The sequence below is a fragment of the Pseudomonas sp. PP3 genome (assembly GCF_905336995.1).
Lineage (GTDB): Bacteria > Pseudomonadota > Gammaproteobacteria > Pseudomonadales > Pseudomonadaceae > Aquipseudomonas > Aquipseudomonas reinekei.
Map to the genome: position 1 here is coordinate 4,850,434 of NZ_HG995459.1, position 22,378 is coordinate 4,872,811.

Genomic DNA, 22,378 nt, shown 5'->3' on the forward strand with positions numbered 1-22,378 from the left:
ATCGCCACGACGAACGGTGGCGATTTTTTCAGACGAGCCGCAGGTGTTGCTCGCGCTTGGCGGTGTACATGGCTTCGTCGGCATGCCGGAACAACTGCGTTTCTTCCGTCCCGTGTTCGGGATACTGGGCAACGCCGATGCTTGGCTGGATGTTCAGGCTGTGCCCGTCCAGGCGCAGTGGTGCGGCCAGCACCTGACGGATTTTGCCCGCCACGCAATCGGCATCGCCCGAGGCGTGGATGCTGTGCAACAACACCACGAATTCATCGCCGCCGATGCGCGCCACCGTGTCGGTTTCGCGCACGCAGCCCTTGAGCCGATTGGCCACGGTTTGCAGGAGCATGTCGCCCACCGCATGACCGTGCGTGTCGTTGACCTGCTTGAAGCGATCGAGGTCGACGTACAGCAGCGCCATGCGCCCCTGCGCCTCACGCGCCGCCTCGATGGCAACTTTGAGCCGGTCACGCAGCAATCCGCGGTTGGGCAGCTGGGTCAACTGATCGTACTGGGCCATGCGTTGCAACCGCTCGTGCAATTGCTTGCGTTCGATCGCCGTGGCGACCTGGGCGCAGACGTACTGCAACAGCTCTTTATCCTGCTCGGTGTAGCGCTCGCCCCCCGGGATGCTTTTGACGATCAGTGCGCCGATGGTGCCGTTCTGTGAGTTCAGCGGCACGCCGAGCCAGCACGGCGAACTCTGCCCGGTCACCAGCACCTCGAAGCCCTTGGGCGGGTTTTCCTGGCCCGGGGTCAGCAGGATCGGCAGGCCGCTACGGATAACTTCGGCGCACAGCCGAGCGGTGATCGTGCCGGGCTGCTCGGGTTGTGGTTCGTGGTCGTCGACGTGGTAGGGGAAATTCAGCTCTGCGCAGTGTTCGTCGAACAACGCGACGGAAAAATTCAGCGCCGGCAACCATTCGCCGATGATCAGGTGGATACGTTTAAACAGCGCCAGCAGGTCTTCCGCCGCATGGGCTGCTTCGGAAATCGCATAAAGTGCCGCCTGCCGGGACTCGGCCTGCTTGCGCTCGGTGATGTCGCGGGCCACGGCAATTCGCAGCTGGTCGACCTCCGACCAGCGCGCCGACCAGAGGATGTGCACCACCTGGCCGTCCTTGCGCAGGTAACGGTTTTCAAAGTTGAGCTTGGGCTCGCCGTCCATGATCTCGCGGGCGGCGTCGAGGGTGCGCTGGCGATCGGCCGGGTGCACCAGTTCGATCATTGGCTGGCCGATCAATTCGTCGGGGGTATAGCCAAAAATACGCTCACAGGCGGCACTGACAAAAACGAAGCGACCTTGTTTGTCGACCGCGCAAACGGCGTCCAGCAGGAGGTCGATGTAGCTCGCCATCGGAGCGGAGTTTCTGGTGGTCATGGTGCCGAGCGCGTGTCCGAACAATGCAGCAATAGAAACATATCCCTGACCCGTACATGTGCGGCTGATGCATCCGAGCGATCAGCGTCAAACCTTGTTCGTCACCAGCCCCGGCAGCGCATGGGCCAAAGCATTGATAGCAAAACCGATGAACATCACCCCGCACAACCGCGTAATCGCCAGCTCATGACGTTGATACAAGGTGCGAACCCGCTGCGCCCCGACAATGCCGATGAGGATAGCGTAAGCAATAAGGCCGCCAACAAAGCTCAGGAATATCAGCCACGGCAACATCGACCAGGTCAACAATTCGGCGCGGCTCGACAACAATGCCGTGAACGTGGCTACCGCCACCGGGTAGGCCTTCGGGTTGGTCAGGCCGAACAGGATGCCATGCCAAAACGGTTGGCGCGCCGGGCCTTGCGGCGCATCGGCACTGTTGCGCCGCGCCCTCACCGCACGCCAGCCGAGCCAGAACAGATAGAGGCCACTGAGCACGCCCAGCACGTCAAACGCGGTGCTGCCGATTTCCCGTGCCCCGACAATCGCTACCAGCGCGGTGCTGCACCAGATCACATCCCCCAGCAAATGCCCGCAAAGAAACCCGGCCCCCGCTCGCCGCCCATGCGCCGCGCCAATGCCAAACACGGCCAAAACACCCGGTCCCGGGGTGATGCCGTAAATGAATCCCGAGGCGAGAACAGCCATCAGCAACGAGGGGGTCATGGGAAGTCCTTTTGCACAGGTGGTAAATGGTCGCCAGTCTATATCAGGTCTTTAGTTGCTGACTGACAGATCGTCGAAGAACTTCATCAGTCGATGAATTTCGGGTAAAGCAGGGAGGGGAAGTGATGACGGTGACATCTTGAGAATCAGAAGATCGCAGGCTGCGCCATCTCCCACAGGGATGCGTGGTCCCTGTGGGAGATGGCGTAACTTGCGATTTTTCTAGGCTTTGTCGAGGGTGCGCAGTTTCTGCGGCAGTCCCCACATCAGCAGCGCCACCGCGATCAGCGCACACACACCAATCACATACAGCGCCGGCGTGGTGCTGCCGGTGAGGTCCTTGATGCGGCCGACCATGACCGGGCTGACGATACCGCCGAACTGGCCCAGGGTGTTGATCACCGCAATCCCGCCCGCAGCCCCTGCGCCAGCACCGGCCAGCAGTTTCGGTGGCAGGGTCCAGAAGCTCGGGATCGAGGCGATGATCCCGGCGCCGAGCAAGCCAAGGGCGACAATCAGGAAGGTCGTGTGGTCAGCGAAGATTCCCGCACAGAAGAAGCCAATCGCGCCGACAGCAACCAATCCGGCGACAAACTTGCGCCGCTCGCCTGTCGAGTCGGACAACCGCCCGATCACCACCATGCTGATGGCGCCGCAGATGTAAGGGATGGAGGTCAGCAGACCGATCATCACCGGGCTTTCGGTGCCGGCACTGCGGATCAATTGCGGCGCCCAGAAATTCAAGCCGTAGGACGCTACCTGAATCAGGAAGTAGATCAAGCCGAGGGTCAGGAAACCCGGAATCCGCAGCGCTGCAAGTAACGACCCGCCGCTCTTGTGGGGTTCATGGTGCGCAATGCGGCTGGCCAATAGCGTTTTCTCAGAGGGTGTCAGCCAATGGGCGTCTTCGATGCGATCCTTGAGCAAGGTCAGCACCAGCAAACCGAGGCCGATGCAAGGCACGCCGCCGAGCAGGAACAACCAGTGCCAGCCACGCATGTCCATAAAACCGTCGAGGTGTTGCAACACCAGCCCGGAGAACGGCGCGCCAACCAGGCCAGCGAACGCCGACGACAGGAACAGCATCGAAGTGATGCGCCCGCGGTAGTGCTGCGGGAACCACAGCGTCAGGTAATACAGCACGCCAGGGGCGAAGCCTGCTTCCATCGCACCGATCACGAAGCGCAGGACGTAGAACTGCCATTCGCTGTTGACGAACACCATCAACGCAGTGGCCAGGCCCCAGGACATCATGATCCGGGCGATCCACCGTCGAGCGCCGACCTTGTACAACATCATGTTGCTCGGCACTTCGAAAATCACATAACCGACCACGAACAGCCCGGCGCCGAGGCCGTAAGCGGTGTCGCTCAGGCTCAGGTCGGCCTGTAGCTGGAACTTGGCGAAGCTGATGTTGATGCGGTCGAAAAACGCGAACAAGTAGCAGACCATGATCAGCGGCATCAGGCGCCAGGCGACCTTGCTGACCAGGGCTTTTTCTTCATCGTGGCTAACGGCCGGGATCGCGCCGGCCTCCAGTGCATTAAGGCTCATTGCATTTCTCCAGGCGGACTTCCCTTGGGGTGTCCGATTGTTTTTGTTGTCTGGTGGGTGGTGACTTTCTTTCTGTAGGAGCCGGCTTGCTGGCGATGCCGTGTGTCAGTCGAGATTGAGGTTGACTGGCACGTCCGCATCGCCAGCAAGCCGGCTCCTACAAGTTGTGCGGCAGGGGATGCAGGTCGCAGTTACGTCCGGCCTTGGCCAGTTGGCCGGGTATTTCGTGGCCGAGCAACGCTGGCAATTCTCGGGAGAGCTTGAGCAACAACGGCAGATCGATGCCGGTTGGGATCCCGATCTCATCGCACAAATTGACCAGGTCTTCAGTGCAGATATTGCCCGAAGCTCCCGGCGCGAATGGACAGCCGCCCAGGCCGCCCAAGGCCGCGTCGAAACGCCGAGCGCCAGCCTCGTAAGCGGCCAGCACGTTGCACAAACCGAGGCCTCGGGTGTTATGGAAATGCAGGGTCAGATCCGCGGGCGATACCCGCTGCAACACCCGCCGCACCAGGCGATCCACCTGGCGCGGGTTGGCCATGCCCGTGGTGTCGGCCAGGGTGATGCCCTGGATGCCGAGTTCCTGATAGGCCTCGACGATCTGCAACACCCGGTCTTCATCGATCTTGCCTTCGAAGGGGCAGCCGAAGGTGGTGGCGATGCTGGCGTTGAGCCGAACGTTGCTATCACCAACGGACTGTACGATCTCGCCAAACGCGGCCAGCGAGTCTTCGCAATGCATGCGCATGTTCGCCAGGTTGTGGGTCTGGCTGGCGGACATCACCAGATTCAGCTCATCGGCGCTGCAGGCCATTGCCCGTTGCGCGCCCTTCAGGTTGGGGATCAACGCGACATAGATCACCCCCGGTTGCCGGTCGATGCCCTTGAACACCTGTTCACCATCGCGCAAGGCCGGAATGGCTTTTGGCGACACGAACGACCCGGCTTCGATACGACTGAACCCGGCCAGCGACAGTTGATTGATCAGGGTAATTTTGTCGACGGTTTCAACCCAGGTCGGCTCGATCTGCAAACCGTCACGCGGGGAAACTTCCTGAACGATCAGGCGCTCGGAATAATCAGTGATCATTGCACCACTCCTTGGGTTTTCAGGCGTTCGATGTCGGCGACGGTCAGGCCCAATTGCGCGAGGATGCCGTCGGTGTGCTGGCCCAGTCCGGGACCTGACCAATTCACGCCGCCGGGGGTTTGCGAGAGTTTCGGCACGATGCCCGGCATCTTCACCGTGACGCCGCCCGGCAGTTCGGCGTTGAGCAGCATGTCCCGCGCCTGATAGTGCGGATCGGCTACGATGTCGGCCACCGAATAGATGCGCCCGGCCGGGACTTCGGCGGCTTCCAGCGCGGCCAGCACGTCGTCGATGGGCAGGCTGCTGGTCCAGTGGGTGATCGCTGCGTCGAGCAGATTGCTCTTGGCCGCACGTCCGTCGTTGTGGGCATATTCCGGCGCTTCAGCCAGATCAGCGCGGCCAATCACGTTCATCAAGCGGCGATAGATCGGGTCGCTGTTGCCGGCGATCACCACGTAGGCGCCATCGGCCGTGAGGTACGTGTTGGAAGGCGCGATGCCCGGCAAGGCACCGCCGCTACGTTCGCGCACATGGCCGAGCATGTCGTATTCGGGCACCAGGCTTTCCATGACGTTGAACACGCTTTCGGCCAATGACACATCGACGATTTGCCCACCGCCCTGCCCGGTCTTGACCCGCAGCAGCGACATCAGCGCACCGATCACCGCGTGCAGCGACGCCAGGGAATCGCCGAGGCTGACGCCCACCCGCGCCGGCGGTGAACCCGGGGTGCCCGTGGTGTAGCGAATCCCGCCCATGGCCTCGCCGATGGCGCCGAAGCCGGGCCGGTCGCGGTACGGGCCGGTCTGGCCGTAGCCGGAAATCCGCACCAGGGTCAGGTTCGGGTTGAGGGCATGCAACACATCCCAGCCGAGGCCGAGTTTTTCCAGGGCGCCGGGGCGCAGGTTTTCGATCAGCACGTCGGCGCTGGTCGCCAGTTGCTTGACCAGCTCGATACCTTCGGGGGATTTGAGGTTCAGCGCCAGGGATTTCTTGTTGCGCGATTGCAGGTACCACCACAACGAGGTGCCTTCGTGCAGCTTGCGCCATTTGCGCAGGGGATCGCCCTGGCCCATGGCTTCGATCTTGATCACTTCGGCGCCGAACTCGGCGAGCATGCGCGCGGCGAACGGCGCCGCGATCAGCGTGCCGATCTCGATCACTTTGATTGCACTCAAGGGGGCAGTCATCGCGGGGGACCTCTAGTTGTTCTTGGAATTGCTGCCAAGGCTAGAGGACCGGGGACAAAGGAATCCAACCTTCAGTGGGCAACGGGCGTTCGCGAAACGCGAACGACCGCGGAGATTATCGCGGCCTCCATGCCGCCATCGCTGGCAAGCCAGCTCCTACAGGGATCCGTGTGCGCCGCCGATCCTTGTAGGAGCTGGCTTGCCAGCGAAGAGACCAGTCCAGTCAATGAAAATCTGTCAGACAGAACCACGCAAATGCTCAAACAACATCCGGCTCACCGGCGACAGCAACGCCTCATCACGCACCACCACGATCAAGGCGCGATCCGACCAGTCGTCGCTGAGCGGCACTGCCGTCAGTCCCAGTGCCCGACCAAACAATTCATAGGCCCGCTGCGGCAGGACGCCGATGCCCATGTTGGCCTGTACCATGCGGCACATGGCGTCGAACCCCGGCACATGGATGCGCACCCGCAGCACCTTGCCGGCCTCGCGCGCGGCGGCGTGGGTGCGCATGTTGATCGAGCTGGCGGCGTGCAGGCCGACGTAATCGCTGTCCAGGGTATCGGCGAAGGCGACGCTTGAACGGTTGGCCAGCGGATGATGCGGCGGCATCAGCACCACCAGTTTGTCCGGGCGGTACAACACGCTGTGCAGGCCTTTGATGTCGCTGTCGATGGAACAGATGCCGAGGTCAGCCACGCCATCCAGAACCCCCTGAATCACCCCGGCGCTGGGGCGTTCTTCGAGGTCGGTCTTGACCTGCGGGTGACGCGCGGAAAAGTCCCGCAAGTCTTCCGGCAGAAACTGAATGATCGCTGAGAGATTGGCGAGCATCCGCACATAGCCGCGCACCCCGTGACTGTGCTCGCCCAGTTCCAGCCCCATTTTCTCGACGTTGAACAGCATTTGCCGCGCATGATGCAGCAAGGTTTCGCCGGCCGGCGTCAGCGTCATGCCTTTGGCCTGACGCACGAAGAGGCTGATGCCCAGCGCCTCTTCCAGCTCCATCAAACGCTTGCTCGCCGCCGACACGGCAATCGCTTCGCGCGAGGCGGCACGGGTCAGCGTGCCCTCTTCGTGCACGGCGACAAACAGTTGCAGGGTGATCAGGTCGAGGCGGCGGATCAGGCTTTTTTGCAGCATCAGGGGCTCGGTGATGTTGGCTCGGACGAAGTCGCAGCATAGCGTTGTTCGCCCGGGCTGTGCCCGGTGAGAACACGCTGGCTCTGCACCCGGTCGTGATAAAGTCGCCGCCCATCACCCTTTTTTTGCCGTGAGTCGAACAACGCAATGACCGATTTCCAGGATGTCGATGCCCAACTTGAAGACTGGAACGCCCTGCGCACGAACGCTGCGTTCGGCGGCCTGCTGGTGGGCAATGGCGCCAGCCGCGCGGTGTGGGACGATTTCGGCTACGACTCACTGTTCGAAAACGCTCGCACCGTCGAAGAAAAACCGCTGAGCCCCTCCGAGTTGAGCGTGTTCGACGCGATGCAGAGCCGCAGTTTCGAGCAAGTGCTGAGCGCGCTGAAAACCACCAGCCGGGTCAACAAGGCGCTGGCCGTGAGTTCCGCCGCGCCGCGTAACCGCTACTACGCGATCAAGGAAGCGCTGATCAACACCGTGCATGCGGTGCACATCCCTTGGCGACTGGTGGTGCCGTCGACGCTGGCGACCATCAATCAGGAATTGAGCACCTATCGCACGGTGTTCACCACCAATTACGACCTGCTCAACTACTGGGCGGTGCAACATCAGCCCGAGGCGATCACCGATCTGTTTCAGGGTGACGAACCCGCCTTCGACCTGAGCGTCACCGCCACCGATAAAACCCGTTTGCTGTACCTGCATGGCGGGCTGCACCTGGTGCGCAATCAGGACGGTACGGCGCGCAAACTGATGTCGACCGAGGGCACGTTGCTGGGCAATTTCGCCATCAACAACACGATCAAGACCCTCGATGACGTACCGCTGTTCGTCAACGAAGGCCCGAGTGCGGACAAGCTCAAGACCATTCGCAGTTCCGATTACCTGTCGTTCTGCTACGAGCAGCTACTCGGCCACGGCGACGGCTTGTGCATCTTCGGACATGCGCTGGGCGAGCAGGACAGCCACATCATCCACGCCCTGCGCCTGGCAAAACCGCAGGTGCTGGCGATCTCGATTTATCCGCGCAGCAAGGCGTTCATCCAGCATCAGAAGCGGCATTACGCGAAGGTGTTCGAAGGAACGGGTATTGAGTTGCGGTTTTTTGATTCGAAGACCCATGCGCTTGGCAGCCCGAAGCTCACTGTTCCGGTTGAAGTCTGAGACAAACACTGAACTTGTGGCGAGGGAGCTTGCTCCCGCTGGGCTGCGAAGCGGCCCCCTGCATACTTTCAGGGTAAATCCGCTGGCAGGTTTTACGACTGCTGCGCAGTCGAGCGGGAGCAAGCTCCCTCGCCACAAAGAGCCTCACCGCTCATTCCTCGGCGCTATGCACCACCACCAGCAGCTGCGCCTGCACCTCGCCCACTGAGCGGATCCGGTGCGGTTTCTGTGAGTTGAAGTGCAGCGCATCACCCCGATTGAGCAGCACTCGCTCGCTGACGAAATCCACTTCCACCTGCCCTTCGTGGACGAACAGAAACTCTTCGCCCAAATGTTCCTTGAAGGTTTTGTCAGCAAACTCGCTTGGCGGATAAATGATGAACGGCAGCAGGTTACGTTCACTCACCTGATGGGCCAGTACGGCGTAACCCGGATTGTCGTCGCTGGCGCCCAAAGGTTGCCGCTCGTGGCTACGCACCAGGCTGTAGCTGTCGACGCTGACGTTGTCCTCCGAGAACAATTCCTCGACCTTCACGTTCAACGCCTTGGCCAGTTTCAACGCAGCCGCAATCGATGGCGTGTTGAGCCCGCGTTCGACCTTCGACAGGTAACTCTTGGTCATGCCGGATTTTTCCGCCAGCGCCTCAAGGGTTACCCCAAGTTTTTTTCTTAATAATTTCAAACGGATAGACATGTGGAGCGATTAATCCATCAAGAAGGTGACGAATTGTCCTTGCTCATGACACAAAGTGTCATATAGCATCTTTCGTGTCATCTGCATGACTCAGCCAAAGAGGACTCCGATATGGCCAAGACATTAGCACTGCCCAAAGATCAACTGGTCAAGCAAGCGCTCAACCAGATGCAAAACACCCTCGCCGATAATACGTGGACCGACCGGCAAAAGCTGGCCCTGACCTGCCGTATTCTGTTCGAGAATGGCCATGACTCGGGTCTGGCCGGGCAAATCACCGCCCGCGGCCCGCAACCTGGCACTTACTACACTCAACAACTGGGCCTGGGTTTCGACGAAATCACCGCGAGCAATCTGCTGCTGGTCAACGAAGACCTGGAAGTGCTCGAAGGCCACGGCATGCCCAACCCGGCCAACCGTTTTCACAGTTGGGTGTACCGCGCCCGACCGGATGTGAACTGCATCATTCACACCCACCCGACCCATGTCGCCGCGTTGTCGATGCTGGAAGTGCCGCTGCAGATTTCCCACATGGACCTCTGCCCGCTCTACGACGACTGCGCGTTCCTCGAAGGCTGGCCCGGTGTGCCAGTCGGCAACGAAGAGGGCGAGTTGATTGCCGGTGCACTGGGCGACAAACGGGCGATCCTGCTTTCCCACCACGGCCAGTTGTCCACCGGCACCACCATCGAGGAGGCCTGTGTGATCGCGCAATTGATCGAACGCGCAGCCAAGTTGCAGTTGCTGGCGATGAGTGCCGGGACCATCAAGCCAATCATCCCGGAGCTTGGCCGTGAAGCCCACGACTGGATTGCCCGGCCGAAACGCCACGCCGCCGCTTTCAACTATTACGCCCGACAGAATCTGCGCCAACACGCCGATTGCCTGAACTGACCCCTGACCATTTTTTGAACGGAGAGACACCATGTCCAGCGCAACCATTCACGGCATCATCGGCTACACCATCACCCCGTTTACCGCCAACGGCGAAGGCGTTGATCTTGACGCGCTCGGGCGTTCCATGGACCGCTTGATCGATGGCGGCGTGCATGCCATCGCACCACTGGGCAGCACCGGTGAAGGCGCTTACCTGAGCGACGCGGAGTGGGACCAGGTCGCCGAGTTCAGCATCAGGCATGTGGCCAAGCGCGTGCCGACCATTGTCAGTGTGTCCGACCTGACCACTGCCAAAGCGGTGCGCCGCGCACGCTTCGCCGAAGCCCACGGCGCTGACGTGGTGATGGTGCTGCCGACGTCCTACTGGAAGCTCAGCGAAGCGGAAATCCTCGCCCACTACCGCGCCATCGGCGAGAGCATCGGCGTGCCGATCATGCTCTACAACAACCCGGCCACCAGCGGCACCGATATGTCGGTGGACCTGATCCTGCGCATCGTCAACGGCGTGGAAAACGTGACCATGGTCAAGGAGAGCACTGGCGATATTCAGCGTATGCATCAACTGCAACGCTTGGGCGAGGGCCAGGTGCCGTTCTACAACGGCTGCAATCCGCTGGCGCTGGAAGCCTTCGCGGCCGGGGCCAAAGGTTGGTGCACGGCGGCGCCGAACCTGATCCCGCAGCTCAATCTGGATTTGTACGAAGCGGTGCTGGCCAATGATTTGGGCAAGGCACGCGAGCTGTTCTATCGCCAGTTGCCGTTGCTGGATTTCATCCTCAAGGGTGGCTTGCCGGCGACGATCAAGGCGGGTTTGCGGGCGACCGATCTGGAAGTTGGGGATCCGCGGCTGCCGGTGTTCCCGCTGAGCGAGGCCGGTTGTGAACAACTGCAAGGGTTGCTCAAAGCCCTACGTTGATCTGCCACCCTGCACAGCCCTTTTGTAGGAGCTGGCTTGCCAGCGATAGCGTCATGTCAGACGACACCATCGTTGGCTGTGCCGGCCCCATCGCTGGCAAGCCAGCTCCTACAGGGGAAGTGTGGTGGGTTCAAAGTACCGGCAAGGTCTTGTCCTTGATCACTTTGCTCGGGCCGTTGGCCTTCACGCTGGCGATGCCTTTGTCCATGGCAGCGTCGGAGGAATACGATTCGCTGCTGCCGATGATCTCGTGATTGCCGGCCTTGAGATTGAAATAAGGATGGCCATCCTTGGTGGTTTTCTTCTCGTAGCGCTCATCCAGCGGGCTATTGGCCTGGACCGACGCGATGCCTTTGTCGGCTGCGGCGCGGGTGGTGTACAGCTCGCTGGTCAGAATGGTTTCGGCGTTCGCCGCTTTCAATACAAACCGGAATTGACCGGTGCTGCTCTTACTCACTTCGTACCATCCGGACATGCTGTTTCTCCTTGGCGATTGAGAGGTTGCGCGCTTCAGAGTAAAGACCAAGCCGGGATTTCTGTCGCCTGTATGGGCCCCATCGCGGGCAAGCCCGCGATGGGGGCGATGCGGAGTTCCTACTTCACCACTGCGCGCACCACCGACAACCCCGCAGGTGCAACCCGCCGCTGACTCAAATAGCGCGTACAACTCACCCGCAAGAACGAGGCGAAGTTCACCACCTCGCCGCGGTAGTCCATCACCTCTTCATACAGCTTGGCGATCAACTGATTGGTGGTCATGCCGTCGACCTCGGCGATTTCGCTGAGGATGTCCCAGAACTGGTTCTCCAGGCGCAAGGTGGTCACCACACCGCAGATGCGCAGCGAGCGGGAACGCGATTCGTAGAGAATCGGGTCAGCCTTGACGTAGAGCTCGCACATGACAGGTTCCTCGTTACAGCGTGATTTTGGTGCCCAGCAAACCGAGGAAACCGGCGAGCCAGTTCGGGTGCGCTGGCCAGGCCGGTGCCGTGGCCAGATTGCCTTGAACGTGGCCGTCCGTCACCGGGATATCGATAAACGTACCGCCGGCCAGACGCACTTCCGGGGCACAGGCCGGGTAAGCGCTGCACTCGCGCCCTTCGAGAACCCCCGCCGCCGCCAGCAATTGCGCGCCGTGGCACACAGCGGCAATCGGTTTGCCGGCCTTGTCGAAATCGTGTACCAGCTCCAGGACTTTTTCGTTCAGGCGCAGGTACTCCGGCGCACGACCGCCCGGGATCAGCACCGCGTCGTAATCTGCTGCCTTGACCTTGGCGAAGTCGAAATTGAGGGCAAACAGGTGACCCGGTTTCTCGCTGTAGGTCTGGTCGCCTTCGAAGTCATGGATGGCCGTGCGCACGGTCTGGCCGGCGGTTTTGTCGGGACACACCGCGTGAACGGTATGGCCGACCATCAGCAGCGCCTGAAACGGCACCATCACTTCGTAGTCTTCGACGTAATCGCCGACCAGCATCAGAATTTTTTTAGCGGCCATGGGGAGGACTCCTCTGGGAAACGTGGGCATGCAGGAGTATTCAAGGTAGTCCTTATCCGCGGGGGTGGGTAATAACCGACTACTACGGACACTGCGCTTTTGTGGCGAGGGAGCTTGCTCCCGCTGGGCTGCGAAGCGGCCCCTTGCGTCTTATTTTGAGAAAGCGTGCGCAGGTTTGACGACTGCTGCGCAGCCGAGCGGGAGCAAGCTCCCTCGCCACAAGAGCTTCGCTCCCAACTGTACGGATAACTCTGCGCCTAGCTGTAACAGCGCGAACCCCACGGTTTATGGCTAGATGAAAGCACTTCCAATAACCCACAATTTCGGTCGCCATCATGTCCTCCCGCGAAAACACCGGCATGGCCTTGGGCCTGCTCGGCGTCGTCATCTTCAGCCTCACCCTGCCCTTCACACGCATCGTCGTGCAGGAACTCCATCCGCTGCTCAATGGCCTTGGCCGCGCATTGTTCGCAGCGGTTCCGGCGGCGTTGCTGTTGCTGTGGCGCCGGGAAAAGTGGCCGACCTGGAAACAGATCAAAGGCCTGAGCCTGGTGATTGCCGGGGTGATTCTCGGTTTTCCGGTGTTGTCAGCCTGGGCCATGCAAACCTTGCCGGCGTCCCACGGTGCATTGGTCAACGGTTTGCAGCCGCTGTGCGTGGCGCTGTACGCCGCGTGGTTGTCCCATGAACGTCCATCGAAAGCCTTCTGGGCCTGCGCCGCGTTGGGCAGTGCGCTGGTGCTCGGTTACGCGCTGATCAGCGGCGCCGGCAGCATTCAGGCGGGCGATTTGCTGATGCTCGGTGCGATTGCCGTGGGTGGCCTGGGTTATGCCGAGGGTGGCCGATTGGCCAGGGAAATGGGCGGCTGGCAGGTGATCTGCTGGGCGTTGGTGCTGTCGACGCCGCTGCTGATCGGCCCGGTGGTGTATCTGGCGCTGCAGCATCAGGGCGAGATTTCCGCCAAGACCTGGTGGGCCTTCGGGTACGTCTCGCTGTTTTCGCAGTTCATCGGCTTCTTTGCCTGGTACGCCGGGTTGGCCATGGGAGGCATCGCCCGGGTCAGTCAGATCCAGTTGCTGCAGATCTTTTTCACCATCGCCTTTTCCGCGCTGTTCTTTGGCGAACACGTCGAGCCGGTGACGTGGTTGTTTGCCGGCGGGGTGATCGTCACTGTGATGCTCGGGCGAAAAACCGCAGTCAAACCCGCCCGCGTCGCCACCGCCTGAACCTGTAGGAGCCGGCTTGCTGGCGATGGCGCCCTCAAGATCGCCATCGCCAGCAAGCCGGCGCCTGCAAGGGATCAGAGATAGCCGTCGGCCCGCAGCAGGGTTTCCAGGCAATGCTCGGTGATGTGGTAGAAATCCTTCAGTTCCTGGATCTTCGTCAGCAGCTGGGCCGGGTCAACCGGTTCGGCGCGTTTGACCGCCAGGATCATCTTGTTCTTGTTGGTGTGGTCCAGTGAGATGAACTCGAACACCTTGGTTTCGTAACCGCAGGCCTCGAGGAACAGCGCACGCAAACTGTCGGTGACCATTTCCGCCTGCTGGCCCAGGTGCAAACCGTATTGCAGCATCGGCTTGAGCAGGGCCGGGCTCTGGATTTGCAGGCGGATCTGCTTATGGCAACACGGCGAGCACATGATGATCGACGCCCCGGAGCGGATGCCGGTGTGGATGGCATAGTCGGTGGCGATGTCGCAGGCGTGCAGCGCGATCATCACGTCCAGCTCGCTCGGCGCCACGCTGCGCACGTCGCCGCACTTGAACACCAGCCCCGGATGCTCGAGTTTGGCGGCCGCCGCATTGCACAGGGTGACCATGTCTTCACGCAGCTCGACCCCGGTCACTTCGCCGTCGGCGTTCAGGGTGTTGCGCAGGTAATCGTGAATGGCGAAGGTCAGGTAACCCTTGCCCGAGCCGAAGTCCGCTACGCGCACCGGTTTGTCCAGCGCCAGCGGCGACGAGGTCAGCGCATGGCTGAACACTTCGATGAACTTGTTGATCTGCTTCCACTTGCGCGACATCGCCGGGATCAGCTCGTGCTTGCTGTTGGTCACGCCGAGGTCGGCAAGGAACGGTCGGCTCAAATCCAGAAAACGGTTTTTCTCGCGGTTGTGCTCAGCGGACGGCACTTCACGCAATTGCTGAGGTTTGCTCTTGAACAGCGAAGGCTTGCCCTTTTTGCTGTATTCCAGCTGGGCTTCGTCGGTCAGTGCCAACAGATGCGCATTTTTGAACGAGGCCGGCAGCAGCTCGGCAATGCTCGCCACGCCTTCGGCCAGCGGCAGGTTCTTGGTGATGTCGCGGGTTTTGTAGCGGTAGACGAAGGACAGGCAAGGCTGCGTCTTGACCGTCACCGGTTTGATGATAATCCGCTGCAGATCGGTTTCATCGCCCACGTACTTGGCCAGCACCAGTTTGATGAAGGCGTTTTGCTCGAGGCTGCTTTGCAGCAGGTCGATGAACTGGGCGTGATGATCCGGCGCGAGGCTGGCGGGAGTGGCGGTGACAGACATGAAAAAACGGCCTCAGGCGGGCGGATCGAGAATGGCGGGTATTTTAGGGGGGATGGCGTCAAGGAACACGCGGTTATTTGCTGAACGGCAAGAATTCTGTGGCGACGGAGCTTGTCGGAACGCCACAATAGGGATTGTCAGCCCAACACCACCAGGCGATTCGGCAACTCATTTCGCACATGCGTCACTGGTACATGCACCTTGAGCAACTCACCGCATGCCTCGACGCAACTGACAAACCCTTGCAGCGTCTGCCCCTGCCGCACCTGCTGGGTGAAGGCGGCGACAATCGCGTCCCAGTTCTTATTGTCGAGGCGGCTGGAAATGCCCTCGTCCACCAGGATCTCCACGTAGCGCTCGGCTTCAGAGACGAAAATCAGAATGCCGGTGCTGCCTTCGGTGTGGTGCAGGTTCTGCTCCAGGAACTGCCGGCGCGCCAGGTTCGAGGCGCGCCAGTGACGGACCGAGCGCGGAATCAGGTGGGTGGTGACTTTCGGCAACCGGAACACCAGGCACAACACGATGAAGGAAATCCACTGCACCATCAGCAGGCTGTGCAGGGTCAGCCAGCCCGTCAGGTAATGCACGATCCCCGGCACCACCAGCGCCAGCAGGCTGGCCCACAGCAGCGGGATGTACGCATAGTCGTCGGCGCGGGCCGCGAGCACGGTCACCAGTTCGGCGTCGGTGTCACGCTCGACCCGGGCAATCGCTTCGGCGACTTTGCGTTGTTCGTGTTCAGTCAGTAATGCCATGTTGTGAAATGCCTGCTCATTTGTGTTGTTACCAACCGCCGGATGAACCACCGCCGCCGAAACTGCCACCGCCGCCGCTAAAGCCCCCACCGCCACCGCCACCGCCAAAACCGCCTCCGCCGAAACCACCACCGGATCCGCCTGAACCGCCCCGGCCGGCGGGAAGAATACCGAGCATCTGGCAAACAAACACAGTCAGGATGAACAACAGCAGCAAAAACACGAACAGGCCGGGATGCCGCGAGATGAAATCATCACTCGGATCGCCGGTGGATTCATACACGGTTGATGGTTCATCCAGCGGATTTCCGCCCAGCACCACCAGCATCGCCGCGACGCCGTCGCTGATGCCCTTGCTGAAATGGCCGGCCTTGAACGCGGGGGTGATCACCTGATGGATGATCACCGAACTCTGCGCATCGGTCAGGCGATCTTCCAGGCCATAGCCGACTTCGATACGCAGTTTTCGCTCATCCCGCGCGACGATCAGTAGCGCGCCGTTGTTCTTGTCTTTTTGCCCGATGCCCCAGTGGCGCCCCAGTTGATAACCGAAGTCGGCAATGTCAGTGCCCTGCAAATCCGGCAACGTTACGACCACCAGTTGCTCACCGGTGGCTTTTTCGTGGGCCTGAAGCTGTTGCGTCAGTTGCTCACGCACCACCGGTTCGATCATCCCGGCGTTGTCCACCACCCGACCGGTCAGTTCAGGGAACTTCAATTCGGCTTGTGCCGCCAGGGCAAATACCCACAGCAACAGCACCAGGCCAGCTTTCAAGACGCGCATGTGCAACCTCGCCCGTGGTGACGCACCGATCAGAACTTAACTTCGGGCGGTTTTTCCGAACCCGGCGTGGCTTCGAAGGTTTCGCGTACCTGCAAGTCGCTGTACATCACGCTGTGCCACAGCCGACCGGGGAAGGTGCGGATCTCGGTGTTGTATTTCTGCACCGCCAGAATGAAATCCCGCCGGGCCACGCTGATGCGGTTTTCGGTGCCTTCAAGCTGCGATTGCAGGGCGAGAAAATTCTGGTTGGCCTTGAGGTCCGGATAGCGCTCGGACACCACCATCAAGCGGCTCAAGGCACCGCTGAGCTGATCCTGAGCCTGTTGGTACTGCTTGAGTTTTTCCGGGTTATCGAGGGTTGAGGCATCGACCTGAATCGAGGTCGCCTTGGCCCGTGCCTCAATCACGGCGGTCAGGGTTTCCTTTTCATGGGCGGCGTAGCCCTTGACGGTTTCCACCAGGTTGGGGATCAGGTCGGCGCGCCGCTGATACTGGTTTTGCACCTGGCCCCAGGCAGCCTTGGCCTGTTCGTCGAGGGTCGGAATGTTGTTGATACCGCAGGCGGTCAGCAACGTAGCGAGCACCAATAACGTGGCAACTTGCAGGCTCGATCGGTAGGACTGTCGTACATTCATATCAGTGATGCTCCCTTCACAGGCATGGAAAAAACAACCGGCGACCCTCTCGGCCGGCTCTTGGGGCATAATCGGCCGCGCCACTGGATTGCATCGGGGCAATGGGCTAAAAGATGCCCTGCGCAAACAACCGTATCCGGCATTTTTTGCACCGGTACCCGAACAACAATAGTCGCTCCCTAAATTTTGGCTGGCCGGCGTGTACATCGCCGTTTGGGCCCTTGAGAAAACTATTCATGAATAAGCTGTGTTTGCTGGGCCTGTTCGTCAGCCTGGCCAGTCATAACGTATTGGCCGCCACGACGCCCGCACCTCTGGAGAACAAGGACGCCTTCGTCAGCAACCTGATGAAGCAAATGACCCTCGATGAAAAAATCGGCCAGCTGCGCCTGATCAGCATCGGCCCGGAAATGCCCCGGGAGATGATCCGCAAGGAAATTGCAGCGGGCAACATCGGCGGCACGTTCAACTCGATCACCCGCCCGGAAAACCGTCCGATGCAGGACGCGGCCATGCGCAGCCGCTTGAAGATCCCGATGTTCTTCGCCTATGACGTGATCCACGGCCACCGTACCATTTTCCCGATCCCGCTGGCCCTGGCGTCGAGCTGGGACATGGAGGCCATCGGCCTGTCCGGGCGTATCGCCGCCAAGGAAGCCGCGGCTGACAGCCTCGACATCACCTTTGCGCCGATGGTCGACATCTCCCGCGACCCGCGTTGGGGCCGCACCTCCGAAGGTTTCGGCGAAGACACTTACCTGGTGTCGCGCATTGCCGGGGTGATGGTCAAGGCCTTCCAGGGGGCTGGCGCCAATGCGGCCGACAGCATCATGGCCAGCGTCAAGCACTTCGCCCTGTATGGCGCGGTCGAGGGTGGTCGCGACTACAACGTGGTCGACATGAGCCCGGTCAAGATGTACCAGGACTACCTGCCGCCGTACCGCGCGGCGATTGATGCCGGTGCCGGCGGCGTGATGGTTGCGCTGAACTCGATCAACGGCGTGCCAGCCACCGCCGACACCTGGCTGATGAACGACCTGTTGCGCAAGGAATGGGGCTTCAAGGGCCTGGCCGTCAGCGACCACGGGGCGATTTTCGAGCTGATCAAGCACGGCGTCGCACGCGATGGCCGTGAAGCGGCGAAGCTGGCGATCAAGGCCGGCATCCACATGAGCATGAACGACACCTTGTACGGCAAGGAACTGCCGGGCTTGCTGAAGTCCGGCGAGATCCAGCAGAGCGACATCGACAACGCCGTGCGTGCGGTGCTCGACGCCAAGTACGACATGGGCCTGTTCAAGGACCCGTACCTGCGCATCGGCAAGGCCGAGGATGATCCGGCCGACACCTACGCCGACAGCCGCCTGCACCGCGCCGAGGCCCGCGACGTCGCGCGTCGCAGCCTGGTGCTGTTGAAGAACCAGAACGAAACCCTGCCGCTGAAGAAAACCGCGAAAGTGGCCCTGGTCGGTCCACTGGCCAAGGCGCCGATCGACATGATGGGCAGCTGGGCCGCTGCCGGTCGCCCGGCGCAATCGGTGACCCTGTTCGATGGCATGAGTGCCGCGCTGGGCGATAAATCGACCCTGATCTACGCCCGTGGCGCCAACATCACCAGCGACAAGAAGGTCCTCGACTACCTGAACTTCCTCAACTTCGATGCCCCGGAAGTGGTCGATGACCCGCGCCCGGCGAACGTGTTGATCGACGAAGCGGTAAAAGCCGCCAAGGATGCTGACGTAGTGGTCGCGGCGGTGGGTGAGTCCCGTGGCATGTCCCACGAATCGTCGAGCCGTACCGATCTGAACATCCCGGAAAACCAGCGCGAGCTGATCCGTGCCCTGAAAGCCACCGGCAAACCGCTGGTGCTGGTGTTGATGAACGGCCGCCCGCTGTCGATCCTCGAAGAGAAGGAACAGGCCGACGCGATCCTGGAAACCTGGTTCAGCGGCACCGAGGGCGGCAACGCCATTGCCGACGTGCTGTTCGGCGACTACAACCCGTCGGGCAAACTGCCGATCACCTTCCCGCGCTCGGTGGGCCAGATTCCGACCTACTACAACCACCTGAGCATTGGCCGGCCGTTCACGCCTGGCAAGCCGGGCAACTACACCTCGCAGTATTTCGATGACACCACCGGTCCGCTGTTCCCGTTCGGTTTCGGCCTGAGCTACACCGATTTCAGCCTGAGCGACATGGCCTTGTCGTCGACCACGCTGAACAAGACCGGCAAGCTCGACGCCAGCGTCACGGTGAAAAACACCGGCAAGCGTGACGGCGAAACCGTGGTGCAGCTGTACATCCAGGACGTGACCGGCTCGATGATTCGCCCGATCAAGGAATTGAAGAACTTCCAGAAAGTGCTGCTCAAGGCGGGCGAACAGAAGGTCCTGCACTTCACCATCGCCGAGGATGACCTGAAGTTCTTCAACAGCCAGCTCAAGTACGCGGCTGAACCGGGCAAGTTCAATGTGCAGATCGGCCTGGATTCCCAGGATGTGACGCAGCAGAGTTTTGAGTTGTTGTAATCCAACACATCACGACCCTCTGTAGGAGCTGGCTTGCCAGCGATGGCTGTTTAATATCCAACGAAGATGTTGAATGCTATGGCCCCATCGCTGGCAAGCCAGCTCCTACAAGGGCATCGCGTAATATCCAGCGAAGATGTTGGATGTTATGGCCTCATCGCTGGCAAGCCAGCTCCTACAAGGGCATCGCGTAACATCCAGCGAAGATGTTGGATGTTATGGCGCCATCGTTGGCAAGCCAGCTCCTACAGTGGTTTGTGGGTGTTCAGGAATTCGGGATCAACCCCGTCGATCCAGCAGATTCACCACCAGCCGATCCACCCATCCCCACACCCGCTGCTTGATCCGCCGCCACAGCGGTCGGCGTCGCCAGGCTTCAAGGCTTACTTCCTGGCTGAGCGCGAAGTCCTTCTCAAAACTCGCCGCCACGTCCCGGGTCAGTCCGGGGTCCAGTGCTTCGAGGTTGGCTTCCAGGTTGAAGCGCAAATTCCAGTGATCGAAGTTGCACGAGCCGATGCTGACCCAGTCGTCGATCAACACCATTTTCAGGTGCAGGAAACACGGTTGGTATTCGTAGATCTTCACCCCGGCCTTGAGCAGGCGCGGATAGTAGCGATGCCCGGCGTAACGCACGGACGGGTGATCGGTGCGTGGCCCGGTCAGCAGCAGGCGCACATCGACGCCGCGACCAGCCGCACGACGCAATGAGCGACGGACTTTCCAGGTCGGCAGAAAGTACGGTGTGGCCAGCCAGATGCGCTTGTGGCCGCTGTTCAGTGCACGAATCAGCGACTGCAGAATGTCGCGGTGCTGGCGGGCGTCGGCGTAGGCAACGCGGCCCATGCCCTCGCCCATCGACGGCACGCGAGGCAAACGCGGCAAACCGAAATGCGCGGCGGGTTTCCAGGCGCGGCGATGGCGGTTGGCGATCCATTGGCGGTCGAACAACAGTTGCCAGTCGAGCACCAGCGGGCCGGTGATTTCCACCATCACTTCGTGCCATTCACTGACGTCTTCGCCCGGCGTCCAGAACTCATCGGTGACGCCAGTACCACCGACCACCGCCATGCTCTGATCGACCAGCAACAGCTTACGATGATCGCGGTAAAAATTGCCGACCCAGCGCCGCCAGTTCAGGCGATTGTAGAAACGCAATTCGACCCCGGCCGCCATCAGCCGCTGGCGCAAGGCCAGGGTGAACGCGAGGCTGCCGTAATCATCGAACAGGCAACGCACCCGCACACCGCGTTCGGCTGCCTGGACCAGCGCCTGGACCATGGCCTCGGCACAGGCGCCCGCCTCCACCAGGTACAACTCCAGCTCGACCTGCTCCTCGGCACGGGCAATCGCCACCAGCATGCGCGGGAAAAACTGCGGACCGTCGATCAGCAGTTCGAAGTGGTTGCCTTCACGCCACGGAAAAATCGCCCCGGCCATGTCAACGCGCCGTAAAAATCAGCACCGCACCCACCGGCACCGACAGGCTGATGGCCGACAAACCGGCGACCTTGCGCAACGCTTCCAGACCCGGCGCCAGGTCGAAGTCTTCGGCATTGATCACCAGCGGTTCCAGCGTCACCACCTGGAAGCGCCGGTCATCCAGGCGGGTGGCCAGCAGTTCGGCGTCGTAGGTGTGTTGCTTGCCGTGAAGGTCGACAGTCAGCGGCAGCCGCAACTCCAGTTGCGCACCGGGAGCGAGGTCGTTGATCGGGCGCAGGTCGATTTGCGTGGTGATCAGCGCTTCGGGAAATTTGTCGATCTCGAACAGGTTGTTACGCATGCGCTCATCACGCAGCGGAATGCCGCTGTTGATCGAGTCCAGCTCGACTTCAACCTGCGCCAGGCCTTTGGGATCGACTTTGCCGTGCAGCACCAGAAAGCGCTGCACTTCGGAAACATTGGCGTTTTTGGTGCTGACGAACGACAGCCGCGAAGACTCGCCGTCCAGATACCAGTTGGCCTGGGCCGACAGCGAAGCGCCGGCCAACAGCAGTAAAGCAAGGGTGTGGGTGACTGACCGCTTGGACATAGAGACTCGTGGGGGCAAGTAAACCTGTGCTGAACCTTAACCGGCCTGTCACAGGTTGCAAGAAATGTGTTGCCTTGAGTCTCTAAACCAAAACAAGTTCCACTCAGGCCATCGCCTGCTGCACATCGCCAATGGTCGTGGCCAGGCTGTTGAGGTGCAGGTTCAGCACCCGCTCCACCGGTGCCTGATCCATCGGCCAGTGCAGCGCCATGCTGCCGACCAGTCGGCCATCGGTACGGATCGGCAAGGCCACCGCGCGAATCAGGAACGGCAAGCGCACCGGGTATTCCCAGTAACCTTCGGTGCGTTGGCCAAAGCCCTGATGCAATGCCGTTTGCGAGGTATTGAACAGCGTTTCGTCGCTCAATCGTTCACGCTCGGCCAGGCGCTGCACTTCATGGCTGTCCAGTTCCCCCAGACAAGCCCGGCCCATGGCCGAATGAAACAGGCTGGCGTGCTGGCCGACGATCTGGCAATTGTTTGGGTAACGTTTGCGCAGCACCGTGGGAATGGCACTTTCCATGACCTCGATTCGTTCGCCGTCGAAGCACGACAGGTCCACCACCAGCCCGGTGCGTTCGCTCAACTCCAGCAACAACGGCGCAGCGTTTTCCACCAGTCGTCGCTTGAAGCGTTGCTGGCTGTCGCCAAACAAACGCTTGGCGCACAAGCGGTAACGCCGGTCGCTCAAGCCGCGGTAGATCCAGCCCTGCTCCTGCAAGGTCAACAGCATGCGCGACACGGTGGCCTTGGGCAGGCGCGTCAGGTAATGCAGTTCCTCCAGCCCCAACGCCTGATGCTCGCCGAGCAGTTCGACGATCGCCAACGCACGCTCGACCGAACGCACGCTGCCGGTTTCTGCCTTGGTCTCCATCGGTTCGA

Annotated in this window: 22 protein-coding genes; 5 read left to right on the plus strand and 17 right to left on the minus strand. The window is 60.9% G+C overall.

Annotated features, from left to right (window positions below; genetic code table 11):
• Positions 1-28: 28 nt before the first annotated feature.
• From KHO07_RS22070 to KHO07_RS22095, 6 genes are all read right to left on the minus strand, one after another.
• Positions 29-1,375: a sensor domain-containing diguanylate cyclase gene (locus tag KHO07_RS22070; protein WP_212625543.1), complete on the minus strand. Its 1,347-nt coding sequence runs from the start codon at positions 1,373-1,375 to the stop codon at positions 29-31.
• A gap of 87 nt (positions 1,376-1,462) precedes the next feature.
• Positions 1,463-2,101, minus strand: coding sequence for a LysE family translocator (locus KHO07_RS22075; protein WP_212625544.1), 639 nt, complete (start codon positions 2,099-2,101; stop codon positions 1,463-1,465).
• A 222-nt stretch (positions 2,102-2,323) separates the two neighbouring features.
• On the minus strand, positions 2,324-3,655 hold the full coding sequence (locus KHO07_RS22080) for an MFS transporter (protein WP_212625545.1): 1,332 nt from the start codon (positions 3,653-3,655) through the stop codon (positions 2,324-2,326).
• 157 nt (positions 3,656-3,812) lie between these two features.
• Positions 3,813-4,745 (minus strand): hydroxymethylglutaryl-CoA lyase, encoded by a 933-nt coding sequence (locus KHO07_RS22085; protein WP_212625546.1) that lies wholly within the window; start codon positions 4,743-4,745, stop codon positions 3,813-3,815.
• On the minus strand, positions 4,742-5,935 hold the full coding sequence (locus KHO07_RS22090; protein WP_212625547.1) for a CaiB/BaiF CoA-transferase family protein: 1,194 nt from the start codon (positions 5,933-5,935) through the stop codon (positions 4,742-4,744). The genes KHO07_RS22085 and KHO07_RS22090 overlap by 4 nt, the downstream gene beginning before the upstream one ends.
• A gap of 237 nt (positions 5,936-6,172) precedes the next feature.
• Complete coding sequence (locus KHO07_RS22095) at positions 6,173-7,081, minus strand: LysR family transcriptional regulator (protein ID WP_212625548.1); 909 nt, start codon at positions 7,079-7,081, stop codon at positions 6,173-6,175.
• Between the two features lie 147 nt (positions 7,082-7,228).
• On the opposite strand from KHO07_RS22095, the gene KHO07_RS22100 reads away from it, so the two are divergent.
• Positions 7,229-8,248, plus strand: coding sequence for a DUF4917 family protein (locus KHO07_RS22100; protein WP_212625549.1), 1,020 nt, complete (start codon positions 7,229-7,231; stop codon positions 8,246-8,248).
• 151 nt (positions 8,249-8,399) lie between these two features.
• On the opposite strand, the gene KHO07_RS22105 is transcribed toward KHO07_RS22100, so the two are convergent.
• The gene (locus tag KHO07_RS22105; RefSeq protein ID WP_034150121.1) at positions 8,400-8,942 is read right to left on the minus strand and encodes an XRE family transcriptional regulator; all 543 of its coding nucleotides are present in this window, start codon (positions 8,940-8,942) and stop codon (positions 8,400-8,402) included.
• Between the two features lie 111 nt (positions 8,943-9,053).
• On the opposite strand from KHO07_RS22105, the gene KHO07_RS22110 reads away from it, so the two are divergent.
• Both KHO07_RS22110 and KHO07_RS22115 read left to right on the plus strand, forming a co-directional pair.
• The gene (locus tag KHO07_RS22110; RefSeq protein ID WP_150732215.1) at positions 9,054-9,836 is read left to right on the plus strand and encodes an aldolase; all 783 of its coding nucleotides are present in this window, start codon (positions 9,054-9,056) and stop codon (positions 9,834-9,836) included.
• A 31-nt stretch (positions 9,837-9,867) separates the two neighbouring features.
• The gene (locus tag KHO07_RS22115) at positions 9,868-10,755 is read left to right on the plus strand and encodes a dihydrodipicolinate synthase family protein (protein ID WP_212625550.1); all 888 of its coding nucleotides are present in this window, start codon (positions 9,868-9,870) and stop codon (positions 10,753-10,755) included.
• Positions 10,756-10,885: 130 nt separating this feature from the next.
• Here KHO07_RS22115 and KHO07_RS22120 read toward each other — a convergent pair whose 3' ends face one another.
• From KHO07_RS22120 to KHO07_RS22130, 3 genes are all read right to left on the minus strand, one after another.
• On the minus strand, positions 10,886-11,230 hold the full coding sequence (locus tag KHO07_RS22120; RefSeq protein ID WP_212625551.1) for a YegP family protein: 345 nt from the start codon (positions 11,228-11,230) through the stop codon (positions 10,886-10,888).
• Positions 11,231-11,349: 119 nt separating this feature from the next.
• A complete protein-coding gene (locus KHO07_RS22125; protein WP_212625552.1) occupies positions 11,350-11,655 on the minus strand; it encodes a ribbon-helix-helix domain-containing protein in 306 nt (101 codons plus the stop codon).
• Positions 11,656-11,668: 13 nt separating this feature from the next.
• Entirely contained in the window at positions 11,669-12,250 is a 582-nt protein-coding gene (locus KHO07_RS22130) for a DJ-1/PfpI family protein (protein WP_212625553.1), read from the minus strand.
• Positions 12,251-12,585: 335 nt separating this feature from the next.
• Between KHO07_RS22130 and KHO07_RS22135 the strand changes: the two genes are divergently transcribed.
• The gene (locus KHO07_RS22135; protein WP_212625554.1) at positions 12,586-13,476 is read left to right on the plus strand and encodes a DMT family transporter; all 891 of its coding nucleotides are present in this window, start codon (positions 12,586-12,588) and stop codon (positions 13,474-13,476) included.
• Positions 13,477-13,550: 74 nt separating this feature from the next.
• Here the strand turns inward: KHO07_RS22135 and KHO07_RS22140 are convergent, their stop codons facing one another.
• From KHO07_RS22140 to KHO07_RS22155, 4 genes are all read right to left on the minus strand, one after another.
• Entirely contained in the window at positions 13,551-14,765 is a 1,215-nt protein-coding gene (locus tag KHO07_RS22140) for an SAM-dependent methyltransferase (RefSeq protein WP_212625555.1), read from the minus strand.
• A gap of 137 nt (positions 14,766-14,902) precedes the next feature.
• Complete coding sequence (locus KHO07_RS22145; RefSeq protein WP_212625556.1) at positions 14,903-15,520, minus strand: TPM domain-containing protein; 618 nt, start codon at positions 15,518-15,520, stop codon at positions 14,903-14,905.
• Positions 15,521-15,548: 28 nt separating this feature from the next.
• Entirely contained in the window at positions 15,549-16,304 is a 756-nt protein-coding gene (locus tag KHO07_RS22150; RefSeq protein ID WP_150732207.1) for a TPM domain-containing protein, read from the minus strand.
• 29 nt (positions 16,305-16,333) lie between these two features.
• Positions 16,334-16,939 (minus strand): LemA family protein, encoded by a 606-nt coding sequence (locus tag KHO07_RS22155; protein ID WP_212625557.1) that lies wholly within the window; start codon positions 16,937-16,939, stop codon positions 16,334-16,336.
• 236 nt (positions 16,940-17,175) lie between these two features.
• Here KHO07_RS22155 and bglX point away from each other — a divergent pair, with 236 nt between their 5' ends.
• Positions 17,176-19,467, plus strand: coding sequence for a beta-glucosidase BglX (gene bglX, locus KHO07_RS22160; protein WP_212625558.1), 2,292 nt, complete (start codon positions 17,176-17,178; stop codon positions 19,465-19,467).
• Positions 19,468-19,746: 279 nt separating this feature from the next.
• On the opposite strand, the gene KHO07_RS22165 is transcribed toward bglX, so the two are convergent.
• The 3 genes from KHO07_RS22165 to KHO07_RS22175 all read right to left on the minus strand — a co-directional run bounded on the left by KHO07_RS22165 (position 19,747) and on the right by KHO07_RS22175 (position 22,370).
• Positions 19,747-20,904, minus strand: a complete 1,158-nt coding sequence (locus KHO07_RS22165) for a phosphatidylserine/phosphatidylglycerophosphate/cardiolipin synthase family protein (RefSeq protein ID WP_212625559.1) — start codon at positions 20,902-20,904, stop codon at positions 19,747-19,749.
• Between the two features lies 1 nt (position 20,905).
• A complete protein-coding gene (locus KHO07_RS22170; RefSeq protein WP_075947543.1) occupies positions 20,906-21,496 on the minus strand; it encodes a YceI family protein in 591 nt (196 codons plus the stop codon).
• 103 nt (positions 21,497-21,599) lie between these two features.
• Positions 21,600-22,370: an IclR family transcriptional regulator gene (locus KHO07_RS22175; RefSeq protein WP_150732203.1), complete on the minus strand. Its 771-nt coding sequence runs from the start codon at positions 22,368-22,370 to the stop codon at positions 21,600-21,602.
• Positions 22,371-22,378 lie beyond the last annotated feature (8 nt).

Excerpts from the sequence above, each read along its gene's own strand:
- KHO07_RS22135 (WP_212625554.1), top strand. The coding sequence starts at position 12,586 with ATGTCCTCCCGCGAAAACACCGGCATGGCCTTGGGCCTGCTCGGCGTC.
- KHO07_RS22100 (WP_212625549.1), top strand. The coding sequence starts at position 7,229 with ATGACCGATTTCCAGGATGTCGATGCCCAACTTGAAGACTGGAACGCC.
- KHO07_RS22120 (WP_212625551.1), bottom strand. The coding sequence starts at position 11,230 with ATGTCCGGATGGTACGAAGTGAGTAAGAGCAGCACCGGTCAATTCCGG.
- KHO07_RS22085 (WP_212625546.1), bottom strand. The coding sequence starts at position 4,745 with ATGATCACTGATTATTCCGAGCGCCTGATCGTTCAGGAAGTTTCCCCG.
- KHO07_RS22095 (WP_212625548.1), bottom strand. The coding sequence starts at position 7,081 with ATGCTGCAAAAAAGCCTGATCCGCCGCCTCGACCTGATCACCCTGCAA.
- KHO07_RS22140 (WP_212625555.1), bottom strand. The coding sequence starts at position 14,765 with ATGTCTGTCACCGCCACTCCCGCCAGCCTCGCGCCGGATCATCACGCC.
- KHO07_RS22125 (WP_212625552.1), bottom strand. The coding sequence starts at position 11,655 with ATGTGCGAGCTCTACGTCAAGGCTGACCCGATTCTCTACGAATCGCGT.
- KHO07_RS22165 (WP_212625559.1), bottom strand. The coding sequence starts at position 20,904 with ATGGCCGGGGCGATTTTTCCGTGGCGTGAAGGCAACCACTTCGAACTG.
- bglX (WP_212625558.1), top strand. The coding sequence starts at position 17,176 with ATGAATAAGCTGTGTTTGCTGGGCCTGTTCGTCAGCCTGGCCAGTCAT.
- KHO07_RS22110 (WP_150732215.1), top strand. The coding sequence starts at position 9,054 with ATGGCCAAGACATTAGCACTGCCCAAAGATCAACTGGTCAAGCAAGCG.
- KHO07_RS22130 (WP_212625553.1), bottom strand. The coding sequence starts at position 12,250 with ATGGCCGCTAAAAAAATTCTGATGCTGGTCGGCGATTACGTCGAAGAC.
- KHO07_RS22070 (WP_212625543.1), bottom strand. The coding sequence starts at position 1,375 with ATGACCACCAGAAACTCCGCTCCGATGGCGAGCTACATCGACCTCCTG.
- KHO07_RS22155 (WP_212625557.1), bottom strand. The coding sequence starts at position 16,939 with ATGAATGTACGACAGTCCTACCGATCGAGCCTGCAAGTTGCCACGTTA.
- KHO07_RS22175 (WP_150732203.1), bottom strand. The coding sequence starts at position 22,370 with ATGGAGACCAAGGCAGAAACCGGCAGCGTGCGTTCGGTCGAGCGTGCG.
- KHO07_RS22075 (WP_212625544.1), bottom strand. The coding sequence starts at position 2,101 with ATGACCCCCTCGTTGCTGATGGCTGTTCTCGCCTCGGGATTCATTTAC.
- KHO07_RS22105 (WP_034150121.1), bottom strand. The coding sequence starts at position 8,942 with ATGTCTATCCGTTTGAAATTATTAAGAAAAAAACTTGGGGTAACCCTT.
- KHO07_RS22145 (WP_212625556.1), bottom strand. The coding sequence starts at position 15,520 with ATGGCATTACTGACTGAACACGAACAACGCAAAGTCGCCGAAGCGATT.
- KHO07_RS22090 (WP_212625547.1), bottom strand. The coding sequence starts at position 5,935 with ATGACTGCCCCCTTGAGTGCAATCAAAGTGATCGAGATCGGCACGCTG.
- KHO07_RS22080 (WP_212625545.1), bottom strand. The coding sequence starts at position 3,655 with ATGAGCCTTAATGCACTGGAGGCCGGCGCGATCCCGGCCGTTAGCCAC.
- KHO07_RS22115 (WP_212625550.1), top strand. The coding sequence starts at position 9,868 with ATGTCCAGCGCAACCATTCACGGCATCATCGGCTACACCATCACCCCG.
- KHO07_RS22150 (WP_150732207.1), bottom strand. The coding sequence starts at position 16,304 with ATGCGCGTCTTGAAAGCTGGCCTGGTGCTGTTGCTGTGGGTATTTGCC.
- KHO07_RS22170 (WP_075947543.1), bottom strand. The coding sequence starts at position 21,496 with ATGTCCAAGCGGTCAGTCACCCACACCCTTGCTTTACTGCTGTTGGCC.